At 43.0% G+C, this 17275-nt stretch carries 22 protein-coding genes; 1 reads left to right on the top strand and 21 read right to left on the bottom strand.

All coding sequences use genetic code 11. The annotated features are described in order from the left end of the window. Positions 1-9: 9 nt before the first annotated feature. The 20 genes from PGRAN_RS06095 to PGRAN_RS06000 form a co-directional block, all read right to left on the bottom strand. Entirely contained in the window at positions 10-825 is an 816-nt protein-coding gene (locus PGRAN_RS06095) for a polysaccharide deacetylase family protein (RefSeq protein ID WP_036065921.1), read from the bottom strand. 25 nt (positions 826-850) lie between these two features. Further along, positions 851-1498, bottom strand: coding sequence for a GntR family transcriptional regulator (locus PGRAN_RS06090; protein WP_051998449.1), 648 nt, complete (start codon positions 1496-1498; stop codon positions 851-853). Between the two features lie 80 nt (positions 1499-1578). Further along, the gene (locus PGRAN_RS15570; protein ID WP_051998448.1) at positions 1579-2271 is read right to left on the bottom strand and encodes a hypothetical protein; all 693 of its coding nucleotides are present in this window, start codon (positions 2269-2271) and stop codon (positions 1579-1581) included. A 191-nt stretch (positions 2272-2462) separates the two neighbouring features. Further along, the gene (locus PGRAN_RS06080; protein ID WP_036065919.1) at positions 2463-3050 is read right to left on the bottom strand and encodes a PepSY domain-containing protein; all 588 of its coding nucleotides are present in this window, start codon (positions 3048-3050) and stop codon (positions 2463-2465) included. Between the two features lie 118 nt (positions 3051-3168). Further along, a complete protein-coding gene (locus tag PGRAN_RS06075; protein WP_036065918.1) occupies positions 3169-4158 on the bottom strand; it encodes a lipoate--protein ligase in 990 nt (329 codons plus the stop codon). Between the two features lie 71 nt (positions 4159-4229). Beyond that, positions 4230-5099, bottom strand: a complete 870-nt coding sequence (locus PGRAN_RS06070; RefSeq protein WP_036065991.1) for a metallophosphoesterase — start codon at positions 5097-5099, stop codon at positions 4230-4232. Positions 5100-5151: 52 nt separating this feature from the next. Beyond that, a complete protein-coding gene (gene hflX, locus PGRAN_RS06065) occupies positions 5152-6423 on the bottom strand; it encodes a GTPase HflX (protein WP_036065917.1) in 1272 nt (423 codons plus the stop codon). Between the two features lie 435 nt (positions 6424-6858). Then, positions 6859-7368, bottom strand: coding sequence for a GNAT family N-acetyltransferase (locus PGRAN_RS06060; RefSeq protein ID WP_036065916.1), 510 nt, complete (start codon positions 7366-7368; stop codon positions 6859-6861). Between the two features lie 132 nt (positions 7369-7500). Beyond that, on the bottom strand, positions 7501-8118 hold the full coding sequence (locus PGRAN_RS06055) for a flavin reductase family protein (protein WP_036065915.1): 618 nt from the start codon (positions 8116-8118) through the stop codon (positions 7501-7503). Next, a complete protein-coding gene (locus tag PGRAN_RS06050; RefSeq protein WP_036065914.1) occupies positions 8111-8719 on the bottom strand; it encodes an alpha/beta hydrolase in 609 nt (202 codons plus the stop codon). The genes PGRAN_RS06055 and PGRAN_RS06050 overlap by 8 nt, the downstream gene beginning before the upstream one ends. A 7-nt stretch (positions 8720-8726) precedes the next feature. After that, on the bottom strand, positions 8727-9683 hold the full coding sequence (locus tag PGRAN_RS06045; RefSeq protein WP_036065912.1) for a ring-cleaving dioxygenase: 957 nt from the start codon (positions 9681-9683) through the stop codon (positions 8727-8729). Then, positions 9680-10546 (bottom strand): VOC family protein, encoded by an 867-nt coding sequence (locus PGRAN_RS06040; protein WP_036065911.1) that lies wholly within the window; start codon positions 10544-10546, stop codon positions 9680-9682. Before PGRAN_RS06040 ends, PGRAN_RS06045 begins: the two co-directional genes overlap by 4 nt. Positions 10547-10761: 215 nt before the next feature. Further along, positions 10762-11742 carry an ABC transporter permease gene (locus tag PGRAN_RS06035; protein ID WP_036065910.1) on the bottom strand — a complete coding sequence of 327 codons (981 nt, stop codon included), beginning with the start codon at positions 11740-11742 and terminating at the stop codon, positions 10762-10764. After that, positions 11735-12640: an ABC transporter ATP-binding protein gene (locus PGRAN_RS06030; RefSeq protein ID WP_036065909.1), complete on the bottom strand. Its 906-nt coding sequence runs from the start codon at positions 12638-12640 to the stop codon at positions 11735-11737. The genes PGRAN_RS06035 and PGRAN_RS06030 overlap by 8 nt, the downstream gene beginning before the upstream one ends. Beyond that, positions 12637-13431: an SGNH/GDSL hydrolase family protein gene (locus PGRAN_RS06025; RefSeq protein WP_036065908.1), complete on the bottom strand. Its 795-nt coding sequence runs from the start codon at positions 13429-13431 to the stop codon at positions 12637-12639. Before PGRAN_RS06025 ends, PGRAN_RS06030 begins: the two co-directional genes overlap by 4 nt. After that, on the bottom strand, positions 13428-13706 hold the full coding sequence (locus PGRAN_RS06020; RefSeq protein WP_036065906.1) for a hypothetical protein: 279 nt from the start codon (positions 13704-13706) through the stop codon (positions 13428-13430). The genes PGRAN_RS06025 and PGRAN_RS06020 overlap by 4 nt, the downstream gene beginning before the upstream one ends. Further along, complete coding sequence (locus PGRAN_RS06015; protein WP_036065905.1) at positions 13703-14251, bottom strand: hypothetical protein; 549 nt, start codon at positions 14249-14251, stop codon at positions 13703-13705. Before PGRAN_RS06015 ends, PGRAN_RS06020 begins: the two co-directional genes overlap by 4 nt. Before the next feature lie 144 nt (positions 14252-14395). Next, a complete protein-coding gene (locus PGRAN_RS06010) occupies positions 14396-14740 on the bottom strand; it encodes a GIY-YIG nuclease family protein (protein ID WP_036065904.1) in 345 nt (114 codons plus the stop codon). 14 nt (positions 14741-14754) lie between these two features. Beyond that, positions 14755-15234 carry a DUF6530 family protein gene (locus tag PGRAN_RS06005; protein WP_036065902.1) on the bottom strand — a complete coding sequence of 160 codons (480 nt, stop codon included), beginning with the start codon at positions 15232-15234 and terminating at the stop codon, positions 14755-14757. A gap of 96 nt (positions 15235-15330) precedes the next feature. After that, on the bottom strand, positions 15331-16092 hold the full coding sequence (locus PGRAN_RS06000) for an FAD synthetase family protein (protein ID WP_036065901.1): 762 nt from the start codon (positions 16090-16092) through the stop codon (positions 15331-15333). Between the two features lie 160 nt (positions 16093-16252). On the opposite strand from PGRAN_RS06000, the gene PGRAN_RS05995 reads away from it, so the two are divergent. Then, positions 16253-16951 carry a DsbA family oxidoreductase gene (locus tag PGRAN_RS05995; protein ID WP_036065900.1) on the top strand — a complete coding sequence of 233 codons (699 nt, stop codon included), beginning with the start codon at positions 16253-16255 and terminating at the stop codon, positions 16949-16951. A gap of 44 nt (positions 16952-16995) precedes the next feature. On the opposite strand, the gene PGRAN_RS16755 is transcribed toward PGRAN_RS05995, so the two are convergent. Next, on the bottom strand, positions 16996-17275 hold a 280-nt coding region (locus tag PGRAN_RS16755), incomplete at its 5' end, for a hypothetical protein (RefSeq protein ID WP_036065899.1).

The raw sequence follows: 17275 nt of genomic DNA, 5'->3' as shown, positions 1-17275 counted from the left end.
CATATTTTTTTATTGGATAGCAGATTTCATTTGCATTCCTGGTACCATTCTTACACGCGGTAAAGTGTACATCCCATCATTTTTATTTGCTTTCCCCGCCTCAGTAGTGAACCCCATTTTGTACCCTGTTGCTTCGGCTGCACGCTTTGTATTCTCATTATAACGACCAACGGGATAGCAAATCGAATTCACCGTCTTGCCCGTCAGATGCTCTAAAACGGCTTTAGATTCCTTCAATTCTTTGACCTGATCATCATAGGAAAGCGTGTTTAATTCTTGATGGTGAACCGTGTGGCTCTCCATCTCTATCCCATACTTACTCATTTCTTTCAGCGCGGCCTCATCGAAATGGTTATTTTTCGCAATTTTATCCGTAATAACGAAAATGTTCGCTTTTAAGCCATACTTCTTCAAAATCGGATAGGCATTCGTATAATTATCTTGATATCCATCATCAAACGTGATTACTACCGGTTTGTCTGGCACATTTTTACCTGTAATAAGCATCAAGTCTAATTCAGAAAGCGTGATCGCGTGATAACCATTATCGACCAACCACTTCATCTGAGCGTCAAACTCGTTTGGAGGTGTAATTAAATTATTTTTGACATTTGTATTGATGGAATGGTACATCAATACTGGGATTTGTAGCGTTTCTGGATTGACATCCGTTCCAGTCTTTACTGGCTTTTCTTCTTGTTTCGTGGCAGGAACTGGCTTTTTCGCTGGGGTTGGTTCTGGTTTATTCGCCTCATTTTGACCACCACAGGCGCTGACAACAAGGCAGCAAAGCACCGCAAAACCGATGCGTAAAATTTTCTTCATAATACGAAAAACTCCTCTGCGTCTTTTATCTGAAAATAAATAAAATCCGATCATTAATAATCTGCTTTACGACGACGCGTGCTGCTGAAAAATCACGCGATTCAATATGACGTCCACAAGCAACATAATTATCAAGCGTCTGTTCGAACAGTTTTGTTGCAGACTGAAAAACATCCGGTTCGCCAAACTCCAATAAGTCGTCATAAAACTGATTCACAACTTGCACATAATATTCATTTTTGGCGTAGCTTAATATTTCATTGAGAAACCAGCGCTGATATTCCATGCACTGCCTATCCGTCGCTTCTTCTAATCCTAAAAAATCTGTTGCTTTGCTTAAGACACGATGATTGGTAAAGGTAAGAGATTTCGCTTCAATCTTGTCAATGGTCGCTAGCAACAACAGCTCCATAACATCCAACATCTCGATATAGCGTTCTTTTGTAATGGCACAGTTTTTAACGATAACCCCTTTGTAATCCTCAAATTCTAAGTACCCATTGACCGTCAACATCGCAAAAGCCTTCCGCACTGGAGTCCGACTCAACTCAAGCGCTCTTGAAGTATCCGCCTCAATAAGACGTTGTCCCACTTGATATTCCCCTGATTGAATCTTCTCTTTAATCATACGGTACGCCTTGCTCTCTAATGTTTCGTTTACTGCTCTGTTCATTTGGTGACTCCCCTTCAATTGACCTTAAAATATCGCTTTTCCATCAATTATTTCTTTTAAAATGTCATTATTGGCGATGATTAACTCCATTTCGCGATATGCTGATACGTTGTGTTACGCTCCATAATGTAACTTGCACTGAGTTCCTGAATATCTCGAGCTAGCGCCCGAGCATGGCGTTTTTTAGCATCTGTAAAATGCGAGATCACATATCCGACAACGCGTAAAACCACCGCGATACACACCACTAACAAAGCCAGTAACCCCGCTACAAAAATACGGTGTCCCTCTGGGCTCGCCTCCAAAATAAAAACAGCTCCAAGCGCTGCCATAATTAACACAACGAGCAATGTCGCGATATTTTTGATCGTGACATTTTTTGTCCCAAAAACATGATCTTCTTCGACTACTTTTTGCAATGTAGCTAGTTCCTCTGATGTTGCAAATCCATTTTTTGCTAAATAATTTCGTAATAGGCATAATTTTAACATGTGTAACTTCTTGAACTCGCGCAAACGATAGCTTTTCCAGAGTATTTTCCTTGCTTTGCGAACAATCACGATGTAGTAGCAAAGCAAAAAAAGAATCGCATACACAAGAAGTCCAAACCAAAGTCCATTCATACCAAATGCTAAGCCAAATGCGAGTGGCAGAGCGATAAATAAAATCATCAGTAAACCAAAAAAACAGATGTTTGTCATCATAAAACTATATATTAAATTATAATTACTCAATTTCGTTCGATAAAACCGAATCAGTTTTTCCCCAGCCATAAACCAACACTCATTCCTTCTCATTCTTTCATATTAGTTTATCACGTAAAGCCGAATATTAAAAGCCACAGATGGAAAGAAAGTAGTGCGCACTATTTTTTGTTACCTTGTGCTCTGCAAAATATATGTATATAAAAAAATACTCGTATGCTTAGAATAAAAAACTAAGCATACGAGCGTTTGGGATAACATTAATCATCTTGTTCTGTTGATAGAACCGCTAACGTTTTGGAATCTAGTTTAACTTCCACTTCTTGCGTGCCGTTCATAACTTGAATGCTGAAATAGGTTTGGTTCATTTCACGATCGATTGACCATTCTTTTACCGTTCCTGCTTGTTGTTTTAAAGCTGCTGTCATCGCTTCTTGTGGTGTTTTAATCCCTGTCAAATCCAGTTTCTCGTTCGCCCGTTCCACACCATTAGCATCTTCTCGGTCTAACTTCTCATTGTTATCTTGTAAAATAGCTTTCGTATCCGCGTCGAATTTCATTTCAAATTCACTAGAATCATCTACGCCGTCAATCGTATATACGAATTTACCGAGTTCTTGTGATAATTCTACGGAAGTAATATCCGTTTTGGGATGCTTATTTTTGAAAATTTCAATTGCCTCTGTATAGCTCATCGAAAATTTCTTATTATTTAGATCTGTTGTCGTTGTATTGGAGCTTGAACCGCTATCTGTTGTTTGTTGCGTATTGTTTCCATTGTTATTATTATCACCATTCGCATCATCATCTCCACACGCTGCGAGAGTCCCTACCATTACCGTTGTCATTGCAATTACACTAATTTTTTTTCCACATTTTTCGTTCCCTGCCTTCTTTTAGTTTATAGTAGTAGTCTAACATACAGCTACTATGCAATACATCATACTTGAGACTTAGATTATAAGTTTATCTAAAAAATAGTGTTTCTAATTCGGCTTTTGTGACTTTCCCGAAATACCTCGGAATGTCAAGATTATCAAAAAAGGCGAGAATGGCGTCTTTTGTATAGGCCAAGCCGAGCAATTTCTGCTCCACATCCGCGATATTCCCTGTGGCAAAAAAATCGCCGAATATTTGCGCCATCGTAATTTTACCTTTTTCGACTTGAAGTCTTATTTCCACAAGACCACCAGGAAACTTTTGTTCTCCTTTTACGTTGAACTTCGGTGATTTACCATAGTTCCAATCCCAATTTTGATAGCGTTCACGGCGAATTTGAGCGATTTTAGCTCTATCTTGATCTGTGAAAGTATACACTGGGATATCCGTCGTTTTAAAAATAGATTCCAGCAAGACTTGTTTAAAAGCAGCGATATCCATATCTTCGCGCAAGTGTTCTCGAATATTGGTGACACGCGACCTGACAGATTTCACACCTTTGGCCTGTAGTTTCAATGGGTTCACATGCAGCGCTTTTTCGACATTTTCTAGGTTCACATCAAACATTAAGGTTCCGTGGCTATAAAGTCTCCCCTTGGTGGCGAATTGCGCATTCCCAGAAATTTTTTTGCCAGCGACTTCAATGTCGTTGCGACCGCTCAATTTAGCGTCAACGCCAAGTGTAATCAGTGCATCCATAACCGGTTTTGTGAAGCGTTCAAAATTATGAAAGCTTTCCCCATCGTCTTTCGTTATAATGCTAAAACTGATATTCCCTTCGTCATTGTAAACCGCGCCACCTCCTGAAAGTCTTCGTAACACTTGGACTTGATGCGCTTCTATGTAGTCCTGGTTTATTTCCGCTAACGTATTTTGATTCTTGCCCACAATGACCGTCGGGTGCATCCTGTAGAACATGATATACGTCTCATTTTCATCGAGATGTCGCAAAGCAAATTCCTCGATGGCAAAATTCTCCGACTGATCTAAGCAATCTTTGTTATCAATGTAAATCATGCATGTCTCTCCTTCATAAAAAAAAGGGCTTGAAACCCAACTTCTATGTCGTAGTCTCAAGCCCGTTCCTGTTATTTGTGCCGCAATGTGATGACTGGCAGTTCCGGTTCATTGAAAACCCTCGGTACAATAGTGGCATTACCAACACCTCGGCTAATTATCATTGCCTTACCGTTTGCTCGGTGAATGCCTGCGGTCCATTTCGGTAGTAAACCTTGCTGTGGCGCATAAAGCCCTTGTGTCCCTGGCAAGCGTATTTGACCGCCATGTGCGTGACCACAACACACTAAATCAATCGCGGCTTGTTGATAAATCGCCCATTTCTCTGGACGATGCGATAATAAAAACGTGAAAATAGGATCTGGAATCCCAGCTGTTGCTTCTTTTATTTCGGCTACAACGATTTCTTCTTCACGTGCTACCTCTTCCTCCAATGTCAAATCATGCGGTTTTTGAATTTGCAAACTTGGATCATCAATCCCTGCTAATGCAAAGGTTTTACCATCACGCTCGATGTACACATGCTGATTATTCAAATAGACAATCCCACTCTTTGCTAGCGCTGGCAGTAAATCTTCTAAATTCGCACTATGCGCCTCATGATTTCCTGTCACGTAATAGATTGGATAGCGCCGAGCCAGCTTTCGCATCAGCGTAATCACCGTATTAATACCTTCATCGCCATCCAGTAAATCGCCCGTGACGACAATAATATCTGGATCCAACTGCCAAATTTTCTTAATCAAGCGATGGTTGTAACGCCCAAACGTACAGCCGTGCACATCAGATAATTGCAAAACACGAAAACCATCTAGTTCTGGCGCAATTTTAGCAGAAGCAATGGTGTATTCCGTTTCTCTGAGTTGTTTGGTCGACCAATATGCATAGCCCGTAAAGGCTAGCGCGGCAAATCCAGTAACTTTTAAAAAATTATTTTTCATAGACTTGTTACCCTTCACATCTTTTTCTTCATTATAACAAAGTAACACGTAATTATCCTTCTTTTTGAGTCTCTGATTGGATAAATTCGGCGAACTTCATTCGGTCTGACTGCTGAGCGTTCACTTGCAACACCGTTCCTTCATTTTCGTAGGTCGTTTCTAAAACGTCTGCATGCTCATTCAAATAAGAAACGACATCCCCACGATCAAATGGAACGACTAGCGTCACTGTTTTGTAGTCATTAAACACCTGTTCTTTTATCATATCAACCAGTAGTTCAAGACCCGTGCTCTCTTTCGCAGATAAATAAAGGCTATCTCCCTCGCGTCGTGGGAACATAACATTGTTCGCCAAGTCTGCTTTATTATAAGCAAAAATCATCGGTCGATCAATAATATCTAATTCCGCAAGTGTTTCTTCCGTAGTCGCCATCATCGCCTCAAAATGTTCATGCGACACGTCCACGACATGGATGAGCACATCCGCCTCCGCCGCTTCTTCAAGTGTGGAGCGGAAAGCCTTGACCAAGTTATGCGGCAATTTACTCACAAAACCTACCGTATCCGTGAGCAAAAACTGCTTTTTATCTGGCAAAATGATTTCGCGAACACTCGTTTCTAGCGTCGCAAACAACATGTCTTTCTCAAAAACCTGTTTATGCGCCGATTGACTATGCTCCGCTACCATCGCATTCATAATCGTCGACTTCCCCGCATTCGTATAACCGACAAGCGAAACCACAGGAATCTCGTTTTTTTGGCGCTGGCGACGCTGCACTTGCCGTTCCGCTACAAGTCCGTCGAGCTCCTTATTTAGCTGATTAATCTGCTTCTTAATCCGACGGCGATCCATTTCGAGCTTCGTTTCCCCAGCCCCACGGTTTTTCAGGCCACCTTTTCCGCTTTGCTGATCCATCCCTTCCCCTTGGCCAACGATGCGCGGCAATTCATATTTCAAACGTGCCACTTGAACTTGTAACTGCGCCTCTCTCGTTTTTGCCCGCTCCGCAAAAATATCCAAAATAAGTCGTGTGCGGTCCATGACTTCCAATTCTAGCAACTCTTCTAAATTTCTAATCTGCGACGGTGCGAGTTCATCATTGAAAATAATAAGATCCACGTCTTCATAATCCGCTAAACTCTTGATTTCATCTACTTTACCTTTGCCTACATATGTCGCTTTATTCTTCCGATCGAGCTTTTGCGTGATCCTACCAACAGGATCAATGGCATTAGCCTCTGCCAAATTCGCAAGTTCCTCCATGGAATATTCAAAGTTCTCTTGGTTCATTGTAATACCTACTAATATAGCCGTTCTAGTCATTTTTCATTCCTCCAGTGTTCATTTTATTGTCACACGTGCGAGGGTAAAGGTGCGGTCACTGGCCCATATATGCAGTTTCAAGCACACCAAAAAGAAGCAGACCATTCATCTGCTTCCCATTAATATCGACACGTATCCTGTTAAAAAAACAAGATTCGCGAAAATATTTGATTTTTTAGTAAGATACCAAAAATGGGTTCCCTTTTGTGAAAGGCAGACCAATCCCTCATGAGTTTAGCTCATACGCTCGAATTATAGCACACTACTCATGTACCTTCCGAGGCTGACCTATCCTCATTTCTCGCACTATTTAATTACGTTTAGCGAATTTGGAATTCTAAGTCTAACATACCACATCTGGACAACCCTCCGATCATTATAATTAGTCACATTGTAACATGGTAAAAAGCGATTGGCAAGTCCTTACTGCAAAATTCAAATTAATTTAGACATCCAATAGGTATCATAATAATCAGCGCCTATCATGAACGAATCACGATGTGTCCCTTCGATTTCATATCCTAAATTTTGATAAAGCCTAAGCGCTTTCGTATTTTCACAAAGCACACCAAGTTCCAGTCTGTGTACGACACCACGCGCCTTCGCCCACGTTTCCATATGCGTAAATAAGCGCGTCGCCACGCCCCGTCCCCAGTACTCCTTTAGCACACCCACAGCAATATAAACACTATGCTGCATCCGATTCGGCGGGTTTCCATCCGCAATTAAAAAACCCATCAAGACTTCCGTCTCCGTATCCTCCGCCACTAAAATAAGCGAGTACGGCAAATCAGCAAAATATTCGATCCGTTTGCGAGCATCTTTGGACGTGATTTCTCGTTCTCCCGCGCCATACAGCATATAATCCGTCTCACTATCTATCTGCAATTGCATTTTCGCAAACCGTTTTGCATCATATTCACAAGCTTCTCGTATCTGAATCATCGTTTATTTACCCCCAACTAAAATCCCTTTTTTCCAGTATAGCAGAAAAAGAGCTATCCATAAAAAAATTTAGCGCGCCAAGCAATGCCTCCTGTGTGAGACATTACTTGGCGCGCTAAGTTTCTACAAATTTCACTGAGGGCGTTCCATCGTGAAGTTTTCTCCCAGTTTCGCGTAATTATTTCCCGCTAAGCGAGCAACTGGTTTCAGTGCATCCGTCAGAATATATTGTTTTTCCTCATCGAAAACTGTTGCATCAACATGATAACATAATACCTTCGCTAAAATTAAATCCGTTACCGTTTCTCCCGCCTCATTTTGGATTGGGATATGCTGAGCTAACTTCGCCTCAAATCGAATTTTTGCTTGCTGGATCGCTGGCACCGAAACCACTTCACTCGGCACCGTCGTCAAATTCGTAAGTGTCAGCTCATTCTGATCCGGCTCCAGTCTTGCTGCTGTTTTATTCATCTCCTCTGTTAGCGCCTCATCGACAATATGGATAACTAACTCGTTGGTAGCGATAATATTTCGCGCCGTATCCTTCATTTGTCCTTTGTCTCGCTGCACAGCGATCGACACAATCGGCGGATCACTCGAAACCACATTGAAAAAGCTAAACGGCGCCGCATTCAAAATTCCATTTGCTGATAGCGTCGTCACAAAAGCGATTGGACGCGGAATAATTGCCCCACTCAAAAACTTATAGTTACTCTGAGCCCCAATTTCCCTTGCATCCAGCCTAATCATGCTGTGCCACATACCAATCACGCGCAGCTTCTACTTCCACAAGCGTTAAATTATGCCCATTTTCCGTCCATAGCTCCGCCACATCCGCCGAACGATTTTTCAATGCGTCGATCAATGCTTGCGATCCCTTCGCACTTATCAATGGATCATTCACACCCGCCGTCAAAAATACACGAGTTCCAGCAAGCGAAAAATCAGGCATCGCTTCCCCAGACGGCATCGCATGAAATAAAATCGCTTTTTGAAAACTAGAAGCATCCGTCAAGATCGCGTTCGCTGCAATATTTGCACCGTTCGAATAACCAACCGCCACGACATTTTCCGCGTTAAAATCATATTTTACAGCCAAATTCTTAATTTCTAGCACTAGTTGCCCCGTTTTCTCCTTCAAGCTCGCCAAATCAAACGAACCGTCCGCATATCTTGCAAAAAAACGATTGGCGCCCTGCTCCGAGACATCGCCACGAAATGATAATATAGACGCATCCGGCGCAATAATCTCCGCTAACTGTAACATCGACCGCTCATCGCCTCCCGTCCCATGTAGCAAAACAAGCGGATCAAGCGTTGTGTTTTTTCCAGGTATAAACAGATGTTCCATCCTAAAATCAGCTCCTTTTCGTGTTTAGTGGGCGAACCTCGGCTTCAATGGCTGCCCGTTTCGCTTCCAAAAATGGTGGTAAAGACAATTTCTCACCCATCGTTTCGTACGGCTCATCCTGCGCAAAACCAGGGCCATCCGTCGCGAACTCAAACAAGATTTGCTGAGAAACCGGCATGTACAGCGATTCAAAATAGAAGCGATCCACATAACCCGAATTCGGCGCTTGAAACTCATTCGCACGCGCAATCCATTTCTCTAATTCGTCATGATCCTCCACGCGGAACGCAACATGATGCACATTGCCATAGCCTTGCATTGCAGGCAAGATATCCGTCCGTTCTTCCACAACTACTTGCGCGCCATTTCCACCTTCACCGACCTCATACAAATGCTCAGCGCCCGCGACAGCAACCTCCCGAAACCCGAGAATAACCGTCAATATCAAGCCCATGTTCTCTTTATTTTGCACCGTCAAATACACCGGACCAAGTCCATAAATCGCGAATTCTGCAGGCACTGGACCGTTTTTCCAAGGGATTCCTGGTGCAACGCCCTCATTGTTCTCATCCGAAATCAACTCCAACGATTGCTCATCAAAATCCCGGAACGCCAACACTTTCTTACCAAAACTCTCACGGATGGCATCATGCTCAACACCAAGCGAATCAAAGCGTTTCACCCAATAATCAAGCGCTGCATCACTCGGCACACGAAACGATGTTTTCGAAATACTATCCGTCCCTTTGCGCCCTTTCGGCAAATTAGGAAAATCAAAAAATGTCATATCCGTTCCCGCAGAACCCGCATCATCCGCAAAAAACAAATGGTACGTCTGAATATCATCCTGATTAACCGTTTTTTTCACAAGACGCATCCCTAAAGTCTCCGTATAAAATGCATAATTCTTCTCCGCGCTACTCGTCATCGCCGTCACATGGTGGATTCCTTTTAACTCTTTCATTTCTCATTCTCCTTTAAATTCGATTCGATTTCTGTTTGTTTATCTTCCAAAAATGGCGGTAAAGCCAATGTTTCACCTAATTGTTCTACGGGTTCATCAATCGTAAAACCCCGTGTATCGCTCGCAATTTCAATCATGAGCCCGTTTGGTTCCCGGAAATAGAGGCTAGTAAAATAAGCCCGATCCACGAACTCCTCTATTTTTAGACCCGCAGCCACCGCTTTGGCATGCCATTTCGCGACTTCCGCTTTACTCGTAACCCGCAAAGCCACATGATCCAAGCTCCCACGCCCCATCCGCGATAACGCTTCCGACTCACTCGGAATAAATGCTGTAAAAGGATCAGGCGTAAGCTCCAAAAACTGCTCTGCAAAGTCAGCTAACCGCTTCGTATCCCCAACATGCCAATCCATGCCAAGGATTCGAATTACCTGCCTATCTGCTGGAATATCCGTATGCCGCGTCGCATTCTCAGGCTCAATCACCGCATCCGTTTCCACCAACTGAATTTGAAAGCTATCTGCATCCTGAAAATAAAGCCCAGCATTCGTCCTACGAAGCTCCATCACATGCGGCGCCAACCGCATTTCCCAGAAATCAAGCGAACCCTTCGAAACGGCCAAATAAGTCGTCCCATAAAAATCCCGTTCTCGTCTTGCACGACCTAACCTTTTGATCTCAAAGAAAGTAAGCAATGTCCCCGGATTTCCTTGGTAGTCCCCGTAAAACAAATGGCGCATCCGCGTATTATTCTGGTTCACCGTATTTTTCACTAAACGTAAACCCAGAATTTCCGTATAAAAATGCCGATTCATAGCCGCCGACTTCGTAAAAGCCGACACATGGTGAATACCATTTAGCATACCCTCACACCCTTCTCCTAATCTCTAAAAACAGTTTAACACTAAACTATAAAAAAGAAAAGAAAAATGCTTATAAAAAGTAAGTGAGCGAATTAAAAACGCCAAGTATAGAAAAATCGCCCTACCCATTTTACTGAGTAGAACGAAAATTCCTTTTCACATAAATCGAACAAAAGCGTTTGTATGACATCGATGTACGTCACATAGGCTCTCTCTTAATATACATCGCGTTTCATGAATACCCAATAAGAAGTAATCAATCCTGCGAGCGTCCAAACCAGCAATGTTACAACAGAAAAACCGAGCGTCATACCATCAACAGGTGGGCTTGTTCCATTTAGATAATTCGTTAATTGTAAGTTAACCATAAACAAATATTTCGCGCTTGGCCAAGATGACACGAGATTGCTCAAAATCGAGCCCGTAATCAGCGCGGAGAGCATGATGCCCATCACCGCAGCCGTACTTCTCACCAACACGGAACACATCAATGTCAGCACACCGATCACGATCGCGACCAACCAAGCCAAACCAAACTCCATCAATAAATATTGCCACATTGGCAGTGAATAGACACCCGCTGTTCCAACCGCATCACCACTCACATCAAATCCAGTCAAAATCGGCGCGGTCCAACCACTATACCCGAACACGACGCCTGAAATCGCATATGCTATCACCGCCGATGCTAGCAAAATAATCGACACAGACAGCATCATCGAAATAAATTTACTCGTCAAAATTCGCCATCGTTTCACCGGCCTTGTCAACAGGAATTTGATCGTCCCACTTCCCGACTCCGAAGAAATCAAGTCCGCCGCGATCACCATCACAAACAACGGAAACAGTAAGCCGATCCCATTTTCCACAAATGATTTCAAGAAAGTTGGGGCTCCTGGCGCATTTGGATTCACATCCTCATCCAAATAATATTGCAACTGCCCCAGCGTCACACGCATATATTTCTTATACTCATCCGGAATCCGATTGGAACTTAACCGGTTCTCAATGTCCACAATTTGTTGCTGTACTTGCACATGCCAATCCGTCGTACCCGATTTTTTCTCATCTTCCTGATGTTGCCGAAACTGCGCATACGTAAAAATTCCCACAATAATTGCCACTAAAAATAAAATAATCAGGAGTCGACGTTTCCGATAAAGCTTCAGCTGCTCGTTATAAACTAAGTTAATCAATGCCTTGTCCTCCTGTCAACTCGATAAATAAATCCTCTAACGATGGTGTAATCTTCTGCATCTCAAGCACTTGAACACCCGCGCGAACAACCCGACTATTCCAAACCGGTAATTTATCCGCATCAAACGACGTATAAAAAGCACCATCTTGCTCTGTTACCGCGGTCATCTCCGCTAAAATCGCCGCACCTTTTGCCATTGGCTCAAAGCGCCATCGCGTTTTTTCCCGGTCAGAAAGCAGTTTATCCACATCATCCGTCGCAATAATCTCGCCGTTCGTCATAATCGCCACCCGGTCACACAACAATTGAATCTCGCTCAATAAATGGGATGAAACAAGCACACTAATGCCTTGCTTCTTCGCCAAAAACCGAATAAAATCACGCATTTCTCGAATTCCAGATGGATCTAGCCCATTTGTCGGCTCATCTAAAATAAGTAGCTTCGGATTCGGCAACAAGGCCTGCGCAATGCCTAAACGCTGACGCATCCCAAGCGAATAAGTCGACACCCGGTCATGTACGCGCGCCGACATTCCAACAAGCTCTGCTACCTCGTGCAAACGTTCAGGCTTAATCGACCGATCCATCCGAGCAAAATAAGCTAAATTTTCCCACCCTGTCAAAAATGGGTAAAACTCTGGGTTTTCAACGATACATCCAAGGCTTTTCATCGCTTCCGTAAAATCTTTCTGAATATCTTTGCCACCAATTAAAACCGTTCCAGAAGTTGGTTTTATCAGCCCCACCAGCATTCGAATCGTCGTTGTTTTACCCGCACCGTTCGGACCTAGAAAGCCAAACACTTCCCCTTCATTCACTTCAAAACTCAAGTCTTTGATAATTTGCCGCTTGCCAATTTTTTTGTTTAAATCTTGAACTAATAAAGCTGTTGTCATTTCGCTTCCCCCTCTCCGTCCGTTGTCATAACACTTGATACCCGGTCTGCAAATAACTGATATCCCGCACCGTTCGGATGGAAGTGATCACTCGATAAATATTTTTTCCCATTCAAAATAAAGTAATCATAGGTCGGAACGTACACCACTCGTGAAAACTTACTCGCCAAATTTTGTGTATCCATGTTCCATTTTGCCGCAATACTAGCCAACTCTACCCGTTTTTTGACATCTACAAAAGGATTATACAAACCGAGATGATAAACGACCGCATCTTTATTTAGCTCACGAATGCGTTTATACGTTTGCTCTAGATTTTTTAAATAGGCCGTTTCGTTTTTCTGAATCTCCGCCGTGTTCAAATCTTCCAGTGCTGCGCCACCGCGGAATAAGTCATTCCCACCAATTGTCATAAAGACGACATCCGCATTCGCGACCTGTTGCGCGATTTCTTTTTGACCGAGCTGGCTGAGTAACTGGTTGCTACGCGCGCCGCTGATGGCAAGGTTGGACAGTGTCACACGCGTGCCGTCCTTCTCCATTGTATCGACAACACGGCGTACATATCCTTTCCCGTCCGTATCACCAACACCCGCCGTCAATGAATCACCTAAACCAGTCACCTGAAAGCGATCTGATTTCTTCGTTTCTTGTTTTGGTGTCGTTTTTTCTGTCGTCGTGGACCCCGTCTTCGTTTGCCCTTGCGCGACTGCAATCAGCCCCGCGACGCAAAGAAATAGCGCCAACACAGAAATCCATGTCATCACAATAACCCATTTATTTCGTTTCAAATCTGTTCCTCCTGTTCGCCTCGTTTCGCTCCTCCTATGAATAGAAGGAAGCCGATAAGTCCTGTTATACCAACAAATAATGGCAAAATACTCAACATCGTGAGTTCCGTGTTATCCCCCTGTAATGCCCGCATCTGTAGCCAACCAAATAATAATTCTCGCATTGCGATTCCCATGCCGATATAAGCCAGTAACGGTTGCCATTTCTGGAATAGTAAAAAGGCGCAGAAAACAAATGATAATGCGACAAATGCGTATTCCCCCACTGAAATCATCGCCGGATAGAAAACCGCTTTTTGAAAATTAGCATCTTCCCAACCCTTCGTGTCCGCGTAAGCTTGATAGCGAAAAATGGCAAGTATAAAACCAAGTATAGACCTAACAAAACAAATACAAAGCCGCTGAGCGTTACCATTCTGTTTTCTGCTTTGGCCGTCACCGCTCCTGATTCCGTTGTATAAAACAAGATAAACGCTGAGAACATCGCCAAGCCCGCTAACATCGAAAAAATATTCGCATTTTGGGTATTCACCATTTCTTCCATCCCTATCACCGCACGAATCACAAAATACGTGAAATAAGTGACGAACAACAGGCTGACAACAACTTCTGTCCCTCTCAATCGTCGACCTGAATAAGATAAAATCGCCGTAATAATCATAATAATCGCTAACGCAAGCTCAATAATCCAATACAAACTAGAACGCTCCTGATCAAGCAATGTTACATACAACACGCGTCTTGCTGCACCAAGACCGGTTATTACGCCAAAAGTCAGCATCAGCGCCATCCCGATTTGATGCGTGTAATATTTCCTCATCCCTTCACCAACCTCTCTAACGGGCTCTTCTACCACTTTTGATTAAGTATAGCAGAATTGCCCCCAAACCTAAACAAAAAAGCCAAGAGAGAACAAAAACCAATTTTCCATTGATTCATGTCTATCCTGACTTCTCTATCCTGCTCAGTCGCTCAGTTTTTCGTGCCACAGCTCGAGCAACACATCTAATTCTTCCTTAATATCTTGATTGTTCATCTCGTCCTTCATATCAACAAGCTCTAACTCCTCAAGTACGATCGCATCCATACCATATTTCGCAACCTCATCCTCGATCAATCGCGGTAATGCACCTGGCATATTCATCTTTTTCGCAAATTCATATTTGTTCTGAATCCCCTTTAAATCCATACTGGCCGCCATCACATACGTGCCTGTCTCCTTATTAATAAACCGATACACACCCGCGCGATGCTTCATTTGCTTATACGCATTAATCATTTCCTTACGCGTCTCTTTCTCTGATGCCATGTTCAAAAACCTCCTTAATATCCTGCTTCTTTCAAAATTCTGCTCAATGTTCGTAAACGCTCACTCACAAGTTCGTCACTGTCGGCAAGCACTTGCTGGAATAACACAATATCCTCATCAATCATTGGATTATCTTCACAAACCTCTACAGTCATCGCGTCTCCTTGTAAGCCGATCCGATCAATCTGCGGGTTTTCCATATTATATAAGCCTTCATATTTATAGGCATCTTTAAAATAAAGCTTCGACCGACCGATTAAAATAGCCAAATCCAGCACACGATGTAACGGTAATTCTTCCGATTGGCGAGACCATTTTCCACCGGTGTGTCGCCATACTTTTGCTGAAATATCGACTTTGCCACGGTCATTCCATTGCGCCAAGCCAAGCGACAAACCTTTTGCATCCGAATTATAAGCAAGTTTGCCATCCACATCTTCGTAGTTTTCAGCGACAATGACTGGTTTGTGTTTTAAATTTGTTGGAATTTTCATGGTATCTCTCCTTTAGTAGTTTAGTAAATTAGTAAACTTACTAAATCAGTATAGCACCATTCTGTTGGAAAATCAACCCATTAAAAAAACACCATCTCATTGGATAGTGTCGAATTGTAACCGCATATGCTGCTTTACTTTTGGTACGCTAATCTCACCATTTTCTAAAACACGTATTTGCTCCCGCTTACCATCGATAAACGCATAATACGTTCCCATTTTTGGCACAACAAAATCATCGATCCCTGTGAGCACATAGGAACCGTCGACTGATTCCACATTCCCTTCTATAAAATAAGAATGCCCCAGTAAACGTTCCGCCTCAAGGAAATTCCCCGCATGCAAAGCCGCACGAATCTCTGTTGAGCTCACTTTATGACGCGCGTTATCCTTCACAAAGGGAACCTCCGTCACCGGAACTGCGCGCTCGCCACATAGATTTATCAATAAATCCACATCCGAATCTCGCCCCTTACCAAAATTAAAACTTTCACCCACAACGATATGGCGCAAATTGAGGCCACGCAAATGTTCTCTAATAAATGTTTCCGCAGAAGTCTCGGCATATTTTTGTGTGAACTCCACATTATATACCTTATCCACACCATGGTAGTTTAGCCAATGAAACTTCTCTTCATCTGGAGTAATTGCTCGCTGGTATGCTGGATCTTTTTTGAGAGCCCATAGCGGATGCGGCGTAAAGCTAACAATGGCCAACTTCTCTCCCCCACCACAAAATGATTTCGCGCGCTTCAAAAGGTATTGATGCCCTTTATGAACACCATCAAATTTACCAATAACTAAGACAACCGGCTCCTCACTAGTTGGTAACTTATCCTTCACTTGAAAAACTTCCATCTCGCTCCACTCCTCTACACTACAAAGATACCTCATTTCCAATGCACTTCTCAACTCGTTTGCTCGTCACTAACAAATAGTAAGCAACTTAATTGTATTCTATATGACATCACGCTATACTAATGGAAGATGAGTAAATCTTTTTTAGGAGGAAACACGTATGAAAGTAGAGATTTGGTCGGACTTTGCCTGTCCGTTTTGTTATATTGGAAAACGTAATTTTGAGGCCGGTTTAAAGGAATTTGGAAAAGATGTAGAAGTAGAATATCGTAGCTTCGAGCTCGATCCAAACGCGCCGGTGACATATGATCAGACGATGGACGAGATTTTAGCGGAGAAATACGGAATGACAATCGAGAAAGCGAAGGGTATGAACGATCAAGTAAGCGCGCAGGCAAAAACGGTTGGCCTCGATTATCACTTTGATACCATGATTCCAACCAACACGTTTGACGCACATCGCTTGCTTCAATTCGCCAAAACAAAAGGAAAAGCAGAAGAACTAAAAGAAACCTTACTTCACGCTTATTTCACAGAATCCAAGCATTTAGGCGATCATGAGACGTTAGCAGACATTGCGGCATCGATTGGTCTGGACAGATCCGAGGTTTTAGATATGCTGGCAAGCGACACCTTTTCAGCCGACGTTCGAGATGATGAACAAACCGGCGCTTCCCTTGGGATCCAAGGCGTCCCCTTCTTTGTAATCAACGAGAAATACGGCGTTTCCGGCGCACAGCCAGCCACGAGTTTTACAGAAGTACTTGAAAAAGTTTGGAAAGAAGAAAATCCACTAACGATGCTAAATAACAAAGATGATAATGCTGGCCAGTGCTCCGGAGATTCCTGTAACTGTTAATAAAAGCCACTTTCGCTGAAAAATCGAAAGTGGCTTTTTGCTATTTATAGAGAATTCGATGATGTCCCGTCCGTTGAATCAGAGCCTGGACTTAGAGAAGCACCAGTATCCGCATCTGTATCACCAGATGAACCGGACGAACCTCCTCCTTGTTGTTGTCCAGGAGCACCACTTGGCGGCGTTCCATATGTTTCATCAGAGCCACCCATTTGCGACTGTCCATTCGTTGGCATATTTCCTTGACCATTCATTCCCGCTTGATTTTGATTAAAAAGTGCAAAACCCATAAATGATATCGTAACTGAAACGATACTCACAATAATA

Source organism: Listeria grandensis FSL F6-0971, assembly GCF_000525835.1.
Lineage (GTDB): Bacteria > Bacillota > Bacilli > Lactobacillales > Listeriaceae > Listeria_A > Listeria_A grandensis.
The sequence above is the reverse complement of the archived record's forward strand: the minus strand, read 5'-3'. Positions and strand labels throughout refer to the sequence as shown.

Coding starts and splice junctions, on each gene's coding strand:
- PGRAN_RS06095 (WP_036065921.1), bottom strand. CDS start 825: ATGAAGAAAATTTTACGCATCGGTTTTGCGGTGCTTTGCTGCCTTGTT.
- PGRAN_RS06090 (WP_051998449.1), bottom strand. CDS start 1,498: ATGAACAGAGCAGTAAACGAAACATTAGAGAGCAAGGCGTACCGTATG.
- PGRAN_RS15570 (WP_051998448.1), bottom strand. CDS start 2,271: ATGGCTGGGGAAAAACTGATTCGGTTTTATCGAACGAAATTGAGTAAT.
- PGRAN_RS06080 (WP_036065919.1), bottom strand. CDS start 3,050: ATGACAACGGTAATGGTAGGGACTCTCGCAGCGTGTGGAGATGATGAT.
- PGRAN_RS06075 (WP_036065918.1), bottom strand. CDS start 4,158: ATGATTTACATTGATAACAAAGATTGCTTAGATCAGTCGGAGAATTTT.
- PGRAN_RS06070 (WP_036065991.1), bottom strand. CDS start 5,099: ATGAAAAATAATTTTTTAAAAGTTACTGGATTTGCCGCGCTAGCCTTT.
- hflX (WP_036065917.1), bottom strand. CDS start 6,423: ATGACTAGAACGGCTATATTAGTAGGTATTACAATGAACCAAGAGAAC.
- PGRAN_RS06060 (WP_036065916.1), bottom strand. CDS start 7,368: ATGATTCAGATACGAGAAGCTTGTGAATATGATGCAAAACGGTTTGCG.
- PGRAN_RS06055 (WP_036065915.1), bottom strand. CDS start 8,118: ATGATTAGGCTGGATGCAAGGGAAATTGGGGCTCAGAGTAACTATAAG.
- PGRAN_RS06050 (WP_036065914.1), bottom strand. CDS start 8,719: ATGGAACATCTGTTTATACCTGGAAAAAACACAACGCTTGATCCGCTT.
- PGRAN_RS06045 (WP_036065912.1), bottom strand. CDS start 9,683: ATGAAAGAGTTAAAAGGAATCCACCATGTGACGGCGATGACGAGTAGC.
- PGRAN_RS06040 (WP_036065911.1), bottom strand. CDS start 10,546: ATGCTAAATGGTATTCACCATGTGTCGGCTTTTACGAAGTCGGCGGCT.
- PGRAN_RS06030 (WP_036065909.1), bottom strand. CDS start 12,640: ATGACAACAGCTTTATTAGTTCAAGATTTAAACAAAAAAATTGGCAAG.
- PGRAN_RS06020 (WP_036065906.1), bottom strand. CDS start 13,706: ATGATTTCAGTGGGGGAATACGCATTTGTCGCATTATCATTTGTTTTC.
- PGRAN_RS06015 (WP_036065905.1), bottom strand. CDS start 14,251: ATGAGGAAATATTACACGCATCAAATCGGGATGGCGCTGATGCTGACT.
- PGRAN_RS06010 (WP_036065904.1), bottom strand. CDS start 14,740: ATGGCATCAGAGAAAGAGACGCGTAAGGAAATGATTAATGCGTATAAG.
- PGRAN_RS06005 (WP_036065902.1), bottom strand. CDS start 15,234: ATGAAAATTCCAACAAATTTAAAACACAAACCAGTCATTGTCGCTGAA.
- PGRAN_RS06000 (WP_036065901.1), bottom strand. CDS start 16,092: ATGGAAGTTTTTCAAGTGAAGGATAAGTTACCAACTAGTGAGGAGCCG.
- PGRAN_RS05995 (WP_036065900.1), top strand. CDS start 16,253: ATGAAAGTAGAGATTTGGTCGGACTTTGCCTGTCCGTTTTGTTATATT.